Consider the following 15,759-nt stretch of genomic DNA (forward strand, 5'->3'; position numbering starts at 1 on the left):
ATTTTTAAACGGATCATTCAGAATCGCTGTCATTCAGAGCCGTCAGAATTTCCGGGCCATTCTTGGTAATTGCTAATGTGTGCTCATACTGTGCGGAAAGCGAACCATCGACTGTCCGCGCTGTCCAGCCGTTGCCATCGACCTTGGCGCGCCAGTCGCCCGTGTTCAGCATCGGCTCAATTGTAATCGTCATGCCTTCCCGGAGACGCAGTCCGCGTCCCGGCCTCCCATAATGAGCCACTGCCGGATCCTCATGCATGGTTGGTCCGATGCCGTGGCCGACAAAGTCACGCACGACACTCAAGCCCCTGGCTTCAGCATATTCCTGAATCGCATAGCCAATATCGCCGAGACGGTTGCCAATCACTGATTGTTTGATCCCCTCGTACAGTGCTTCTTCTGTTGTCTTAAGCAAATGCTGCGCTTCATCCGAAATCGTCCCGACCGCATAGCTCCATGCGGAATCAGACAGAGCTCCGTTCAGATTGACAACCATATCAATTGTGACAATGTCCCCATTGCGGAGGGGTTTTTTGTTTGGAAAGCCATGGCAGATTTCATCGTTGACAGACGCGCAGGTTGCAAACTGGTAACCCTCAAAACCTTTTTCTTCCGGAGTCGCACCGTGCTTCGCCAGAAACTCATTGACAAATTCCTCAATTTCCCAGGTTGTGACTCCCGGCTTGATCATCGATTTAATTTTCTCATGTGTCTGTGCAAGCAGCTGACCTGACTTCTTCATTTCTGCAATTTCATTTGTAGATTTTAACTGTATCATTTATTCTTTCCACCTCTGTGTCCTTTCCTCTTTGAAAAGAAATAAATCGTTTCTCCTCACCCGCCGACAATAAAATTGTGACATTTGTATTTTACCACTTTATTGATCCCTGAATCATTCCGCACGGTTCTCTTCCATCGCATGATTCAAGAAATAGATCAATGCCTGAAGTTCAATCGTCATATCTACATGGCGGACATACACTTCCGGCGGCAGGGAAAGCCTTACCGGTGAAAAGTTCAGAAATCCGCGGACACCCGAAGCCATCGCCTGTTCGGCAGCCTTCTGAGCCTGGTCAGCCGGTACAGTCAGGATGGCCGCCGTGATATCACGATTATCATCTGAGACAAGATCATCCATCAGATGGATTTCAGTCTCACCTACTTTTTTTCCTACCTTTGAAGGATTAATATCATACGCCTTGACAATCCTTGTGTTATTATTCTTTTGAAAGTTGTGATTCAGCAGAGCCGTTCCAAGATGTCCGACTCCGATCAGTATCACTTTTGATAATTCATCCTGATAAAGCGTCTTTTTGAGAAATTCCATTAAATGCTTTGTGTTGTACCCGTACCCTTTTCTCCCCAGTGCACCGAAATAGGAAAAATCTTTACGGATTGTTGTCGAATCAATCTGTACAATCTTCCCGAATTCAGACGATGAGATTCTTGTCTTCCCATTCGTCACAAGGCGCTGCAGAGACCGGTAGTAGAGCGGCAGTCGTTCAGCCGTTGCCTGAGGCACTTTCTGAGTTGCCATACTCCTGTCCCCCCTGATAGGCGGCTAGTTAAACTGTTCCCGGACCGCCTTTTTCTTTATCATTTCATCCAGGCATTCCTTTTTCACTATACATCATTATTATCCGGTTTTGTTATCCGATTCACAAACTTTTTAAAACATTGGTGTTCCTTTGCACAATAAAAAGATAAACGTATTTATACGTCCCGACAAACCTTCTTCACGATACCAAAGCCTTTATGAAAAGCATTGGAAGGTTGTATGCTGTTCACAGAATACTAATAAGCGAAACATCTTCACGTCGCTGTTTTCAGTATAAAAAAATAGCAATTGTCAATTAAAGCCAATTGCTAAAAATTAATCTTTTATAAACGAATGATACAGTAGCGATAGATATTATAGCTATGATGTTGCTGTTCAGCAATCAGACAGAACCCCCAGTCAAGTTAAATAAACTGAATGATCTGCATGAGAACAGGGACAACAATGACAAACAATACGGTACTCGTCGTAACCACATTCGTTGCATATTTCACATCGCCATGCGATTCATTGGCGAGGATCGGCAATACGGCTAACATGGGCGTTGCAGATTGAACGATTTGAGTTTGCACTAACATAGATGGCAAATGGGCATGTGAAAGATGCATACCGCTCAGAAGTAACACAATCAGGACAATCGGCGAAATCACGAAACGCCCTAACAAAGCAACAATCGTATCGCGGTCAAAACGAATGCTTGAGAGCCCCGCATTGTACAGAACGATACCGATATATACCAGAGACAGCGGCGTAACAATACTGCCCACATATGTCAATGTGGAATCAATAAAACCCGGGATCGGAATATTTAATAGCAGGAAAATCAGACCGGCCACAAATCCCAGTAATGGAGGTGGCAATATTTTTTTCCAGTTGATTTTGTTTTTGCCTTTTTCCTTCGTTTTGTCTCTCGTCGGATCATCATTTGAGATAAGAAAAACACCAAATGCCCATGTCGAAACGGTATTGGTAATGTAATAGATCAGAAAATAAGGCAGACTCTGATTTCCAAACAGTGCAATATTCAGAGGCAAACCGATAAAAATCGTATTTGCATTGACGACAGCATTCATAAAAATACCGCGGCGTCCCGGACGAATCTTTAACAGTTTGACCAGCCCAAAAGAAATGAGGTAAGAAATAATGACGGCAATCACCGGATATATGAGACTGCCGGACAACTGAATTAAACTGCCCCGGGTTAGATACTTTAGGACCGATACGAAAATGGATGCCGGCAAAGCAACTTTTGTGATCAGAGATGAGATGCTTTTTCCGAAGTTATCATCAAACCATTTAAATTTTTTCAAGAAATAACCCAGTGCGATCATGATGATGATCGATATGACACTTTGAATCGATTGTAGAAATACCATGCGTACAGACCTCCTTTTCTCAACGATATCGTTTTAATTTAAAACAAGTTCAGAATAGTTCGGTTCCCACTTCATGTCGGCAACAGCCTTTTTAATATCCGAAATAGGTTCTCTGTTTAACTTCTGGTCTATAACACTTTGACCAACGACTTCGGCAATGGTTTGAGAGAATTCGGTCAGTTTTGCAACAGGAGGCAAAACAGCGGCGCCGGGTTGTTCCGTATCGACGATGCCGCCCAGAGCATGGCTCGCCTGAGACAGCATTTCTCCATTGACTCGCTTTGCCGTCGAGGCGATAATACCGAATCCGAGTCCGGGATACATCAGCGCATTATTAGCTTGTCCGATCTGATAAGTAACGCCCTTGTACTCAACAGGAGCGGCAGGAATACCGGTTGCAACCAGCGCTTTGCCATCTGTCCAGGCAATCAGGTCTTCAGCTTTTGCTTCCGCCAGTTTTGTCGGATTGGATAATGGGAAAATGACCGGGCGTTCCGTATGGGCTGCCATTTCTTTAATAATTGATTCCTTGAAGGCGCCGGGTTGTGTTGATGTACCGATCATAATCGTCGGATGAACCGCTTTGACAACGGCTTCCAGATTCGTCAGCTCTCCACTGTTCGTGAATTCAGAACGGGCGTGAACGAATTCCTTTTGTCCCGGAGTCAGATCTTCCGTATCGTTGAACAACAGTCCCTGCTTGTCCACCAAGAAGAAATGCCGGCGTGCCTCTTCTTCCGATAAGCCCTGGCGTTTCATTTCATCCATAATCTGATTAGAAATACCGACGCCGGCTGTACCCGCACCGAAAACCAGAACACGCTGATCCGTTAATTTTTCCTTCGAGATGTTCATAGCTCCAAGAATACCCGCCAGAACAACAATCCCAGTACCTTGAATATCATCGTTAAATGTTGTGATCTTGTCCTGATATTTTTCCAAAATAGTCGCCGCGTTCGAACGGCCAAAATCTTCCCAGTGCACTAAAGCTTCGGGGAATAATTTTCCGGATGCCTTCACAAACTGATCAATGAAATCATAATATTTTTCCCCGCGAACCCGTTTATGTCTGTTTCCCAGATAAAGCGGATCGTTGAGCAGCTTTTCATTGTTTGTACCGGCATCAATGACGACCGGCAGCACCTGTGTGGGATTAATCCCGGCAGCAGCGGTGTATACCATCAGTTTGCCAATGGCGATATCAACGCCATTCACACCCCAATCGCCTATGCCTAAAATACCTTCTGAATCTGTGACCACAATCAGGCGGATGTCACGGCCTCCCGCAGTGTTCTTCAGAGTCGCTTCTACATCATCCGGTTCATCAATTGACAAAAAAGCGGCATCCTGTGGGTTGAGAAACAATTCATTATACTGTTCAATGGAATCCGCAACCGTAGGATCATAAACAATTGGCATAAATTCGACGACATGATCTTCCATTAAATGATAAAATAAGGTACGATTCGTATTATATAAATTCATTAAGAAAATTCTTTTCTCCAAATCAGTCGATTTACGTAAATACTGACCATAAACCTGATCCGTCTGTTCTTCAATTGTCTGAACCTTAGGTGGTAGTGTTCCTTGCAAATTGTAGGCTTTCCGTTCTTCCTTTGTAAAAGCTGTATCTTTATTCAGGAAAGGATTATTTAAAATTTCCTGTGCTGATAATGCCATGATGATTTCCCTCCTCGTTTGAAATCATGAAATTTTTTTTCCTAGCAGAGAAAACTATAACAACCTATGAAATTTATAGTCAAACCTTTAGACCATGATAAATTTTGTTAATATGAAGAAAAAAAGTGGATAATAAGGGGTTCCTTTCGTGAATATCAGGGATTTACAGTATTTTAAACAATTGTTTCAGGATAACAGTTTTACAAAAGCAGCCAACTTTTTCAAAGTCAGTCAACCGACGATTACCGCAGCCATTCATAGATTAGAGAATGAGCTGGATACACAGCTGGTCATCCGTGATCAGTCGCATAAAGAACTTATTTTTACGGAAAGCGGAAAACAATTTGAAAAGCATATCACACAAATTCTTCAGGAATTAGGAACCGCTAAATCCGAAATAACGGCAATAAAAAAAGAAAAAGTCCGGCTGGGACTCCCTCCAATTATAGGTGGTTATTATTTCCCAACGCTTTCCGCCAAGATGGCTGAAAGAGACTTACTTTCAAGCCTGGATACACGTGAAGACGGCTCCAAGTCGCTCCTGAATAAACTGATAAACGGTCATCTTGACATCGCGCTGCTTGGATCAGCTCATCCTATTGAAGATGCCAAACTATCCGTGCATCTGCTGACCCACAAAAAATTTAAAATCATTGTCAGCCCAAATCACCCGCTTGCAGGGCAAAAATCGTTAGCCTTCAAAGATTTGAAAAATGAATCGTTTATTCAGTTAAACGAAAGGTTCGTTCATTCTATTGCATTCCAGCAATTAGGACGGCAAACACATACTAAGCCCGGAATCATTTATCGGACGAACGATATTCAGATTATTAAGGGGATGGTTGCAAATAACGTCGGTATCAGTTTCTTAACTGAACTGGCTATTTCGCCGCAGGATCCTGTTGTTGCTTTATCGTTAAACGATGATCCGCAACCTGAATTTATCATTCAGCTCGTGTATCGATCAAATCATATTCTGACACCGGTACAGCAAAAAATCGTTCAACTGTTAACTCAGAACAAATTGTGAAAGACAGCCAACAATAAAAGAGCCTCAGGGACGGGCTATTTAAAACCCATTTACTTTTTGATTTGCACTCTCTCCTGACATGACCCCGTACAGGTTGCTGAATAAATCCGGATTGGGCTACAATGAGAAAGTGTCGGGAAGGATTTTTCACATAGGATCCGGATGCCCGGCGAACGTCAACCGTCGAGGTGAAAACTGATGATTCTTCTGCAAACTAACGAGATCAGCAAGTCGTTTGTTACTGATCTTATTCTGTCGAATATATCCATCGAGGTAAAACTTGGTGAACGCGTAGCCCTTGTCGGGCGGAATGGCGCGGGGAAATCAACACTGCTGAAAATTATTGCCGGAGAAATGAGTGCCGACAGCGGAGAAGTGATTATGCCCAAAGACAGGACCATGGGCTATCTTCCGCAAAACGCCACTCTGAATTCTACACGTGGAATTTACGACGAGTTGCTCACTGTCTTCCGTCCTCTGACTGAAATGGAAAAAAAGCTTCACAGCATGGAAGGCCAGATGTCGGATCCTGACCGGTTCGCAGACAAAAAGGATTACGATCAGCTGCTGAAAAGCTATGACATTCTGCAGGCCGAGTTCAGGTCAAAGGGTGGCTATACCTATCAGGCTGAGATTCGCAGTGTATTGAACGGACTTAATTTCGGAAGCTTTCCCGAGGAAACACCCGTCAATAATCTCTCCGGTGGACAGAAAACTCAGTTGGCGCTTGGCAAGCTGCTGCTGATCAAACCGGATTTACTGATTCTTGACGAACCAACCAACCATCTCGACATTGATACACTCACTTGGCTTGAAGGATATCTGCAACGCTATCAGGGCAGTGTGCTCGTTGTCTCTCACGACCGCTACTTTTTGGACAAAGTCGCGACCAAAGTATACGAAGTTGCCGGACATAACGTACATAAATATGACGGGAATTATACCCGCTATATTGAATTGAGAGCGGCAGCGTATGAGAGTGCCGTGAAGAGTTACGAGAAACAACAGAAAGAAATCACGCGGCTGAATGACTTTGTTCAGAAGAATATTGTGCGGGCATCGACGACCAAGCGCGCGCAGAGCAGACGAAAACAGCTGGAGAAAATGAATGTTATGGAGAAACCGCGCGGAGATGAAAAAAAGGCCTTCTTCTCATTCCAGATTGAGAAACAGAGCGGCCGTGATGTGCTTGGCGCCTCCAATCTGTCTGTTGGCTATCCACCGGAACCACCGATGTTTTCCGGACTGAATTTCCACATTACGCGGTCTGAGCGTGTCGCACTTGTCGGGCCAAACGGCATCGGAAAATCAACGCTGCTGAAATCAATTGCCAGTGGCTCAACCCTGCTGTCCGGCGAGGTGCGTCTCGGCAGTCAAGTATCCATCGGTTACTACGATCAGGAGCAAACCAGCCTGACACCTGAAAAGACGGTACTGAACGAGTTATGGGATGATTATCCGCTTCATCCGGAAAATGAAATGCGCAATGTACTCGGGGGCTTCCTCTTCTCAGGCGACGATGTGGCCAAATATATTGCTCAGCTGAGCGGTGGTGAAAAGGCCAGACTGATGCTTGCGAAGCTGATGATGCGCCATGACAATCTGCTGATTCTTGACGAACCGACCAACCATCTTGATCTGGACAGCAAAGAAGTGCTCGAAGCTGCTCTGATCGATTATCCGGGCACGATCCTGTTTGTTTCCCACGACCGGTATTTTATCAATGATATCGCCACCCGTGTGCTTGAACTCTCCCGAAACGGAATTTCAGAATATCTCGGCGACTATGACTATTACCTGGATAAAAAAACCGAACAGCAGCAGATCGCCGAACTGGACGCCCAGAGCGCACCCGCCGTGAAACATGAAGAAGTTCCTGTCGCCGGAAAGCAGCAATTTCTAAAAGATAAAGAGCAGAAAAAGAAAAAACGGCAGCTAGCCCGTTCAGTAGAAGAAATGGAAGGAAAGATTGAGCATCTCGAAAAACTGATCAAAGCAGACGAAGACTCCCTGCTCACGCCGGAAGTCTTTAACGATGCAAAAAAAGCCAAGCAAGTTCAAAGAGAGATTGATCAGAATAAAGAACAGCTGAACCGATTGATGGAAAAATGGGAGGCTGACCAATTGGCCCTTGAAGAATTTCCCGAATGACCAATCCACAGCTTTTCAACATCAAACAGAACCTTTTCCACATTCTAGGTGCCTTATGCACAGCTTTATCCACAGAAAATGTGGATAACTTATGATAAGTTGTTCTTTTTATTACTGAGCTCTGCTAATTTTTTGATTTGCGGAAGTACTTTGTCCCATATTTCTTTTGTCATGCTGCAGTATTTTTCACCATCATCCATTACGGAAAAGTCGCCCTGCAAAACTTGAAAAGTTGTTTTGCCGTTTTTCTTGGAAAGCCGATAAGTGATGCCGTCTTCCTCTGTCATAGGTGGCCTGTCCTGACTCCGGATGTCAAATACAGTAAACCTTAAAAATTTATGCTGTTCAAGCGCTGTTACGTTTTCCTCAAAGAGGGGTGAACCGTTTTCGTCGATCCACAGAACCGGACTGCCTAGTCCCCAGTCAGATTTAATGTAAAACTGCGAGTTTCCACCCAAAAATTCTCCTGCCCACTGTTCAGAATACTTTTGCTGAGTCAGTACACCCCAAACTACCGCTGCAGGGGCATTGATTTCTATTGATCGATCAACAAACAGTTTTCCCATAATAGCCTCCTTTCGAACATATCGCCCAGCTTCAGTTTACTCCGTCGATTCGCTTCATATCCAAAGGAATAAAGCAGCCTTATTTTCGTGAAAATCTATTTGTTCTTGCGCGGGTCGATATTTTCCAATAACTGTTGATCTATTTTCCAGGCGGATGATAAAATTTGAATGGTGCTTTTTCAGCGAGGGTTCACACCGGTATCTATAATAGAGAAACCTGATCTACCGCAATTAATTTCAGCTCGGGCACCATAAGGAATTAAGCACTTCGGTTCATTATGGCCAAAACTTGCATTGTACAATATAGGCATTTCTTCTCTGTCAAATTCCTTTGCAATGCGCCGAATCACTGGCTTGTATTCTTCGTAAAATTTATTTTTTAGCGGTTTTCCAAAAATAAGCCCATTAATTCTATTGAATATGCCCATCATTCCATAGCTTCTTAAGCTATCTTCCACCATCCATAGAGGAGGGCATTCTTCTGAAGTTTCAAGAAATAGGATGGTATCATTGAAGCAGGATATATCTGGGAAAAGGGAAGTTCCTTTTATCATGTCTAATACTTCAAGGCAGCCACCAATTAATTTTCCAGTGACTGATTTCTTTCCCTGTAAAAGTTCGTACCCTGTATTTCTTAGAAATTTTCTTGAAATATCCTTATTTTCAATGACCCACTCCAGTCTTTCACCTGTCCATTCGTTTGATGTAGGTATTTCACCAATTGTTTCATCATGAAAAAGTATCTTATTGACCCATTCAACCGAATATTCGGGCATTGAGATATTTTCAGCAAGATCGTTGAGAACGGATAAGCCGTAGAAACTTGATAGTCCTGCCTTTAGGCACATAAGGTGTGTCACAGTACCTTTTATAGAAGGATCGGCAAACGCCTGCATTAAGTCTTGGGCTCTTTTTTCAGGATGTCTGTAGACGAAATCAGTTCCCATTAACGTATGCGGCATTTCAACAACTTCAAGGCCAAAAACTTCATTTAGTCGTTTCTTACCTTGTTCATAACGCCAGAGTAATGCTTCATCCCCAGCTCCACCCCACGAGAGACTGACTGTAGCGACCTTATCCCCCCGCTTCAATTTTGCCGGTTTAATCAGATCCAACATTTTATCATCCCGACCCCATTATTATTTGAAATAAATAAACTGGTTATACTATTAGCTCAGTTTCTTTGGTTATAAAAAAATACCGGTTTTGCCCGATATTTTTTTGCCTGTCTGTTTAAAATGCCTCGATTGGAAGGTTCGGGCTCCCGTTTAAGGACAGGTCTGCCCGTGTACCCTTTAAAAAACCAATGGTTCCGGATGCGGCAATCATCGCCGCGTTATCTGTGCAAAGCTTAAGCGGAGGAATAGTCAGCGGGATGCCGCGTGTTCCGGCTGCCTGTTCCATTTCTAGCCTGATTTTGCTGTTGGCTGAAACTCCGCCGGCAACAAGAATCTGTTTTGCACGATAGCGCTCGGCTGCCATCATTGTTTTTCTTACAAGTACTTCAGCAACACTCTCCTGAAAACTTGCGGCAATATCCACTTTGCTGATCTCATGACCCCGCTGTTGTTCGTTATGAATATAATTGATGACTGCCGATTTTAAGCCGCTGAAGCTAAAGTCCAGAGATCCTTCCTCAAGCCAAGCTCTTGGAAAATGAATCGACGGTTTTCCGTTACCCGCCAAATTGTCGATCTCGGGACCGCCCGGATAAGGCAGTCCGAGCGTCCGGGCGACTTTGTCGAATGCTTCCCCGGCTGCGTCGTCCCGTGTCGTCCCGACCACTTGATAGGATCCATGTTCTTTCATATAAATCAATTCAGTGTGCCCGCCGGACACAACCATCGCAATCAGCGGAAATTCCAGCTCACGGACAAACCTGTTGGCATAAATGTGCCCGGTAATATGGTGAACCGGAACGAGCGGAATGCTATGTGCAAAGGCAAGTGCCTTTGCCCCATTCACCCCGACGAGCAGGGCTCCGATCAATCCGGGTCCCTGGGTCACAGCGATGGCATCCAGATCTGACCATGACACTCCCGATTTTTCTATTGCCTCTTCGCAAACCAGCGTGATCTGATCGACATGGTGGCGAGAAGCTACCTCCGGGACCACACCTCCAAACCGCCGATGGATATCAATCTGGGAAGCCACCGCATTGGATCGGATGATCCTGCCATTTTCTACAACAGCTGCCGCTGTTTCATCACAGCTGGTTTCAATCCCAAGAATTAATGTTTTCTGATTTACATTGATACTCATAGCCTCACCCACATCACAAGTGCATCTTCACCATTATTTGAATAGTAATTTTTCCTGATGCCGCCGCTCCTGAATCCAAGCTTCCGGTACAGGTTTTTCGCAATATCATTTCCGACGCGGACTTCCAGGCTGACAGTCCTTGCTCCCTTTGCCCGGGCGTACAGCATGACTTTACGAAGCAGTGTTTCCCCAACCTTGTTCCCCCGGTACCCATCGAGCACTGCCAGATTAGTAATGTGCGCTTCATCAACAATCACCCACACACCGCAATAGGCAATAATTTTCTGGCCATATTCTGCAACAAAATAGGCAGCAAAGTGATTATTAACCAGTTCATTTTCAAATGCGTTTCTTGACCACGGGACGTCAAACGCGCTGTGCTCGACAATCATCACCTGATCTATGTCACTGATCGTCATCGGCCTGATGTTCACTGTTTCCAGCTGTGCCATAATTATCGCTCCTGTTTGGCCTGCCATTTGGCCTCAGCTTCGGCAAGTCGGAGATAGGTTGGCAAAAAATGATGAATATCCGCTGCCGGCAATTTTTCCACACCCAGTCTGGCAAGCTCGGATGGTCTTGGAATGTTTTGTGCAGGCGTGCCGAATACCGCATTGGGAATTGATTTCAGGCGTTCTGCCCACTTTTCTATATCATTACTGAGAAACAGCACCGGCTTATTTGTCTGTTTCAATTCTTCAATCCAGTTTTCCATCAACAGAAGTTTGTCCCGGGCCACAGAAATAACCTGATTTTTTTCGCTCTTATAGACACCGGTAAAAACCTGGCCACGGCGTGCATCAAAAAAAGGGACAACCAGTCCGTCAAAATGGATCCCGTTCTGAGCCACGATCTCCAGGCTTGAAACGCCGACCAGTTCCTTTTTCAGCGTCCAGGCCATCATTTTGGCTACAGTGACGCCGATACGCAATCCTGTATAAGATCCGGGGCCTTGAGCCACAGCGATCCGGTCAATTTCTTCAGGTTTAATGCCGGCATCTTCCAACAGCTGTGCAATAGCCGGCATCAACCGTTCCGAATGATTTTTTTTATTATTTGTCATCAATTCGCCCAGCATTCTGCCATCGGAAGCTACCGCCACTCCCATAACCAAATTGGACGAATCAATCGCGAGTACATTCATCCTTCACTATCTCCCCGTATAAACTTTCAGATCTTTTCCCACTTGCTGATAATGTAATGTTTCTTGAATGCTCATCTATTCTTGCAATCTCAACGTTTAGGCAATCATCTGGAATCCAGGAGGGGATATTTTCAGCCCATTCAATGACTGTAACTCCTCCCTTTTCAAAATAGTCTTCCAAACCAATGTCTTCTTCGTCACTGATCCGGTACACGTCCATATGAAAAAGCGGAAGACGTCCGCTTCGATATTCTTTGACAATTGTAAAAGTGGGACTGCTTACTATCTCATTTATATCCAGTCCCCTTGCAAGCCCCTTCGTAAAAATGGTCTTTCCGGCACCAAGATCTCCGGAAAGCGTTAGTACATCGTCCGGCATCAAATAGCCGGCCACTTTTTCAGAAAAGGCCATTGTTTCTTCAGGAGAATGAAAAATCCATTGATGCATTGTTTACACCTTCTTATGCATACTCCAAACGGAGCCGCATGCTTTAAACAGAGAGAGCCGAGTTTTATTTTTTTGCCTTCACAAACATGCACCGGCTGATCCCGATTGATCAAAGATTGCATAGATTAAGTGTAACATAATTCATCACTTCGTGTTGATGCAAAAAACACGCACCTCTCAATCCTGAGAAATGCGTGTTGTTCATTCGCCTGGCAGTGACCTACTCTCACAGGGGGACAGCCCCCCACTACCATCGGCACAGAAGAGCTTAACGGCCGTGTTCGGGATGGGAACGGGTGTGACCTCTTCGCTATAACCGCCAGACTAANTGAGAAATGCGTTCATTCGCCTGGCAGTGACCTACTCTCACAGGGGGACAGCCCCCCACTACCATCGGCACAGAAGAGCTTAACGGCCGTGTTCGGGATGGGAACGGGTGTGACCTCTTCGCTATAACCGCCAGACTAAATACCCGGCTCGAACGAGCCTTCAAAACCGGTAACGAACGAAACAAGCGCCTTGTCTTCCACAGACTGACCGTCTGGGTTAAGCCCTCGGCCGATTAGTATCTGTCCGCTCCACGCGTCACCGCGCTTCCACTCCAGACCTATCTACCTCATCATCTCTGAGGGGCCTTACTGGTTTGAAACCATGGGAAATCTCATCTTGAAGGGGGCTTCATGCTTAGATGCTTTCAGCACTTATCCCGGCCACACATAGCTACCCAGCGTCTGCTCCTGGCGGAACAACTGGAACACCAGCGGTGTGTCCATCCCGGTCCTCTCGTACTAAGGACAGCTCTTCTCAAATTTCCAACGCCCGCGACGGATAGGGACCGAACTGTCTCACGACGTTCTGAACCCAGCTCGCGTACCGCTTTAATGGGCGAACAGCCCAACCCTTGGGACCTACTTCAGCCCCAGGATGCGATGAGCCGACATCGAGGTGCCAAACCTCCCCGTCGATGTGAACTCTTGGGGGAGATAAGCCTGTTATCCCCAGGGTAGCTTTTATCCGTTGAGCGATGGCCCTTCCATGCGGTGCCACCGGATCACTAAGCCCGACTTTCGTCCCTGCTCGACTTGTGGGTCTCGCAGTCAAGCTCCCTTGTGCCTTTACACTCTGCGAATGATTTCCAACCATTCTGAGGGAACCTTTGGGCGCCTCCGTTACCTTTTAGGAGGCGACCGCCCCAGTCAAACTGCCTACCAGACACTGTCTCCGGACCGGATCACGGTCCCGGGTTAGAATGCCGGTATCGTCAGGGCAGTATCCCACGGGCGCCTCCCCCGAACCTAGCGGTCCGGCTTCTCTGGCTCCTGCCTATCCTGTACAAACGATACCCACATCCAATATCAAGCTGCAGTAAAGCTCCATGGGGTCTTTCCGTCCTGTCGCGGGTAACCTGCATCTTCACAGGTACTATAATTTCACCGGGTCTCTCGTTGAGACAGTATCCAAATCGTTACACCTTTCGTGCGGGTCGGAACTTACCCGACAAGGAATTTCGCTACCTTAGGACCGTTATAGTTACGGCCGCCGTTTACTGGGGCTTCGATTCAAAGCGGCTCCCCGAAGGGATGACCTCTCCTCTTAACCTTCCAGCACCGGGCAGGTGTCAGCCCCTATACTTCACCTTGCGGTTTCGCAGAAACCTGTGTTTTTGATAAACAGTCGCTTGGATCTTTTCACTGCGGCTCTCTGGGCCCGAAGGCCCGTCGAGCACCCCTTCTCCCGAAGTTACGGGGTGATTTTGCCGAGTTCCTTAACGAGAGTTCTCCCGAGCGTCTGAGAATTCTCTTCTAGCCCACCTGTGTCGGTTTCGGTACGGGCGCCGTGACACTCGCTAGAGGCTTTTCTTGGCAGTGTAGGTACAGGCCCTTCGGTACTCTATTTCCCTCCTCATCACCGCTCGGCTTCCTGCAGCGGGATTTGCCTCGCTGCCGGCCTCACGGCTTGAACGCACTCTTCCATCCGTGCGCTGGCCTTGCCTTCCTGCGTCCCCCCATCACTCAAACGTGTCTTGGCGGTACAGGACTTTCCACCTGTTGTCCATCGCCTACGCCTCTCGGCCTCGGCTTAGGTCCCGACTAACCCTGAGCGGACGAACCTTCCTCAGGAAACCTCAGGCTTTCGACGGAGGAGATTCTCACTCCTCTTTTCGTTACTCATACCGGCATTCTCACTTCCAAGCGCTCCAGCCCACCTTCCGGTGAACCTTCTACGCCCTTGGAACGCTCCCCTACCATGACCCATCGGGTCATCCGCGACTTCGGTGCTGTGTTTGAGCCCCGTTACATTTTCGGCGCAGCGCCACTCGACCAGTGAGCTATTACGCACTCTTTAAATGGTGGCTGCTTCTGAGCCAACATCCTGGTTGTCTGGGCAACGCCACATCCTTTCCCACTTAACACACACTTGGGGACCTTAGTCGGCGGTCTGGGCTGTTTCCCTTTCGACGACGGATCTTATCACTCGCCGTCTGACTCCCGGACGTAAGCGCCTGGCATTCGGAGTTTGACTGAACTCGGTAATCCTGTGGGGACCCCTTATTCAATCCGTGCTCTACCTCCAGGCCTCACGCGTCCGAGGCTAGCCCTAAAGCTATTTCGGGGAGAACCAGCTATCTCCGTGTTCGATTGGCATTTCACCCCTACCCACACCTCATCCCCGCATTTTTCAACATGCGTGGGTTCGGGCCTCCATTCAGTGTTACCTGAACTTCACCCTGGACATGGGTAGATCACACGGTTTCGGGTCGGCAACCCTAAACTCATTCGCCCTCTTCAGACTCGCTTTCGCTGCGGCTCCGCCTCTTCAGCTTAACCTAGCTTAGAATCGCCACTCGCCGGTCCATTCTACAAAAGGTACGCTGTCACCCCCCGAAGGGGGCTCCAACTACTTGTAAGCACACGGTTTCAGGATCTCTTTCACTCCCCTTCCGGGGTGCTTTTCACCTTTCCCTCACGGTACTGGTTCACTATCGGTCACTGGGGAGTATTTAGCCTTGGGAGACGGTCCTCCCTGCTTCCGACGGGGTTTCTCGTGTCCCGCCGTACTCAGGATCCACTCCGGAGGACGCGCCGCTTCGGCTACAGGGCGTTTGCCTTCTCTGGCCGGCCCTTCCAGGCCGTTCGCCTGCTGCGCGTCTTTCTGACTCCATGTGGAGTGTCCTACAACCCCAGGGGGCAAGCCCCCTGGTTTGGGCTGTTTCCGTTTCGCTCGCCACTACTCAGGAAATCGCATTTGCTTTCTCTTCCTCCGGGTACTGAGATGTTTCAGTTCCCCGGGTCTGCCTTGACGCGCCTATGGATTCAGCGCGCCATCCTGCCCGTTCGGGCAGGGGGTTCCCCCATTCGGAAATCTCCGGATCTCAGCTGACTTACAGCTCCCCGGAGCTTATCGGAGTTCGTTCCGTCCTTCATCGGCTCCCAGTGCCAAGGCATCCACCGTGCGCTCTTTAAAACTTAACCACTCGATCAAAGACGCCATCTTTGATCCTCGGTCGTTATGGAATGACTTGACTTGTTGCTTGTTTCTTTCG

At 47.1% G+C, this 15,759-nt stretch carries 12 protein-coding genes and 3 rRNA genes; 2 read left to right on the plus strand and 13 right to left on the minus strand.

Annotation, left to right across the window (positions count from 1 at the left end; genetic code table 11):
• Window positions 1-13: 13 nt before the first annotated feature.
• The 4 genes from map to COP04_RS18960 form a co-directional block, all read right to left on the minus strand.
• Window positions 14-778, minus strand: a complete 765-nt coding sequence (gene map, locus COP04_RS18945; protein WP_100489443.1) for a type I methionyl aminopeptidase — start codon at window positions 776-778, stop codon at window positions 14-16.
• Between the two features lie 114 nt (window positions 779-892).
• Entirely contained in the window at window positions 893-1,537 is a 645-nt protein-coding gene (locus tag COP04_RS18950; protein ID WP_100489444.1) for a redox-sensing transcriptional repressor Rex, read from the minus strand.
• 425 nt (window positions 1,538-1,962) lie between these two features.
• On the minus strand, window positions 1,963-2,934 hold the full coding sequence (locus tag COP04_RS18955; RefSeq protein ID WP_100489445.1) for an AEC family transporter: 972 nt from the start codon (window positions 2,932-2,934) through the stop codon (window positions 1,963-1,965).
• Window positions 2,935-2,967: 33 nt separating this feature from the next.
• Entirely contained in the window at window positions 2,968-4,617 is a 1,650-nt protein-coding gene (locus tag COP04_RS18960; RefSeq protein ID WP_275656891.1) for a malolactic enzyme, read from the minus strand.
• Between the two features lie 145 nt (window positions 4,618-4,762).
• Here COP04_RS18960 and COP04_RS18965 point away from each other — a divergent pair, with 145 nt between their 5' ends.
• Window positions 4,763-5,644, plus strand: coding sequence for a LysR substrate-binding domain-containing protein (locus COP04_RS18965; protein WP_100489447.1), 882 nt, complete (start codon window positions 4,763-4,765; stop codon window positions 5,642-5,644).
• A gap of 198 nt (window positions 5,645-5,842) precedes the next feature.
• Entirely contained in the window at window positions 5,843-7,795 is a 1,953-nt protein-coding gene (locus tag COP04_RS18970) for an ABC-F family ATP-binding cassette domain-containing protein (protein WP_100489448.1), read from the plus strand.
• Window positions 7,796-7,884: 89 nt separating this feature from the next.
• Here the strand turns inward: COP04_RS18970 and COP04_RS18975 are convergent, their stop codons facing one another.
• The 9 genes from COP04_RS18975 to COP04_RS19015 form a co-directional block, all read right to left on the minus strand.
• Complete coding sequence (locus tag COP04_RS18975; protein WP_100489449.1) at window positions 7,885-8,361, minus strand: SRPBCC family protein; 477 nt, start codon at window positions 8,359-8,361, stop codon at window positions 7,885-7,887.
• 179 nt (window positions 8,362-8,540) lie between these two features.
• Window positions 8,541-9,479 (minus strand): S66 family peptidase, encoded by a 939-nt coding sequence (locus COP04_RS18980; RefSeq protein WP_100489450.1) that lies wholly within the window; start codon window positions 9,477-9,479, stop codon window positions 8,541-8,543.
• Between the two features lie 115 nt (window positions 9,480-9,594).
• Window positions 9,595-10,623, minus strand: a complete 1,029-nt coding sequence (gene tsaD, locus COP04_RS18985) for a tRNA (adenosine(37)-N6)-threonylcarbamoyltransferase complex transferase subunit TsaD (protein WP_100489451.1) — start codon at window positions 10,621-10,623, stop codon at window positions 9,595-9,597.
• Window positions 10,620-11,075, minus strand: coding sequence for a ribosomal protein S18-alanine N-acetyltransferase (gene rimI / locus COP04_RS18990; protein ID WP_193437435.1), 456 nt, complete (start codon window positions 11,073-11,075; stop codon window positions 10,620-10,622). The genes tsaD and rimI overlap by 4 nt, the downstream gene beginning before the upstream one ends.
• Before the next feature lie 2 nt (window positions 11,076-11,077).
• A complete protein-coding gene (gene tsaB / locus COP04_RS18995) occupies window positions 11,078-11,767 on the minus strand; it encodes a tRNA (adenosine(37)-N6)-threonylcarbamoyltransferase complex dimerization subunit type 1 TsaB (protein ID WP_100489453.1) in 690 nt (229 codons plus the stop codon).
• Window positions 11,748-12,215 (minus strand): tRNA (adenosine(37)-N6)-threonylcarbamoyltransferase complex ATPase subunit type 1 TsaE, encoded by a 468-nt coding sequence (gene tsaE / locus COP04_RS19000; RefSeq protein WP_100489454.1) that lies wholly within the window; start codon window positions 12,213-12,215, stop codon window positions 11,748-11,750. Before tsaE ends, tsaB begins: the two co-directional genes overlap by 20 nt.
• A gap of 207 nt (window positions 12,216-12,422) precedes the next feature.
• Window positions 12,423-12,539 (minus strand): 5S ribosomal RNA (rrf, locus tag COP04_RS19005).
• A 23-nt stretch (window positions 12,540-12,562) separates the two neighbouring features.
• Window positions 12,563-12,679, minus strand: a 5S ribosomal RNA gene (rrf, locus tag COP04_RS19010).
• 78 nt (window positions 12,680-12,757) lie between these two features.
• Window positions 12,758-15,688 (minus strand): 23S ribosomal RNA (locus COP04_RS19015).
• Between the last annotated feature and the right edge of the window lie 71 nt (window positions 15,689-15,759).

The organism is Sporolactobacillus pectinivorans (assembly GCF_002802965.1).
In the GTDB taxonomy this organism is placed as follows: Bacteria; Bacillota; Bacilli; order Bacillales; family Sporolactobacillaceae; genus Sporolactobacillus; species Sporolactobacillus pectinivorans.

Bases quoted from the DNA above. Each gene is read 5' to 3' on its own strand.
- tsaD (WP_100489451.1), bottom strand. From the start codon at position 10,623: ATGAGTATCAATGTAAATCAGAAAACATTAATTCTTGGGATTGAAACC.
- map (WP_100489443.1), bottom strand. From the start codon at position 778: ATGATACAGTTAAAATCTACAAATGAAATTGCAGAAATGAAGAAGTCA.
- COP04_RS18980 (WP_100489450.1), bottom strand. From the start codon at position 9,479: ATGTTGGATCTGATTAAACCGGCAAAATTGAAGCGGGGGGATAAGGTC.
- COP04_RS18975 (WP_100489449.1), bottom strand. From the start codon at position 8,361: ATGGGAAAACTGTTTGTTGATCGATCAATAGAAATCAATGCCCCTGCA.
- COP04_RS18970 (WP_100489448.1), top strand. From the start codon at position 5,843: ATGATTCTTCTGCAAACTAACGAGATCAGCAAGTCGTTTGTTACTGAT.
- tsaE (WP_100489454.1), bottom strand. From the start codon at position 12,215: ATGCATCAATGGATTTTTCATTCTCCTGAAGAAACAATGGCCTTTTCT.
- COP04_RS18950 (WP_100489444.1), bottom strand. From the start codon at position 1,537: ATGGCAACTCAGAAAGTGCCTCAGGCAACGGCTGAACGACTGCCGCTC.
- COP04_RS18955 (WP_100489445.1), bottom strand. From the start codon at position 2,934: ATGGTATTTCTACAATCGATTCAAAGTGTCATATCGATCATCATCATG.
- rimI (WP_193437435.1), bottom strand. From the start codon at position 11,075: ATGGCACAGCTGGAAACAGTGAACATCAGGCCGATGACGATCAGTGAC.
- tsaB (WP_100489453.1), bottom strand. From the start codon at position 11,767: ATGAATGTACTCGCGATTGATTCGTCCAATTTGGTTATGGGAGTGGCG.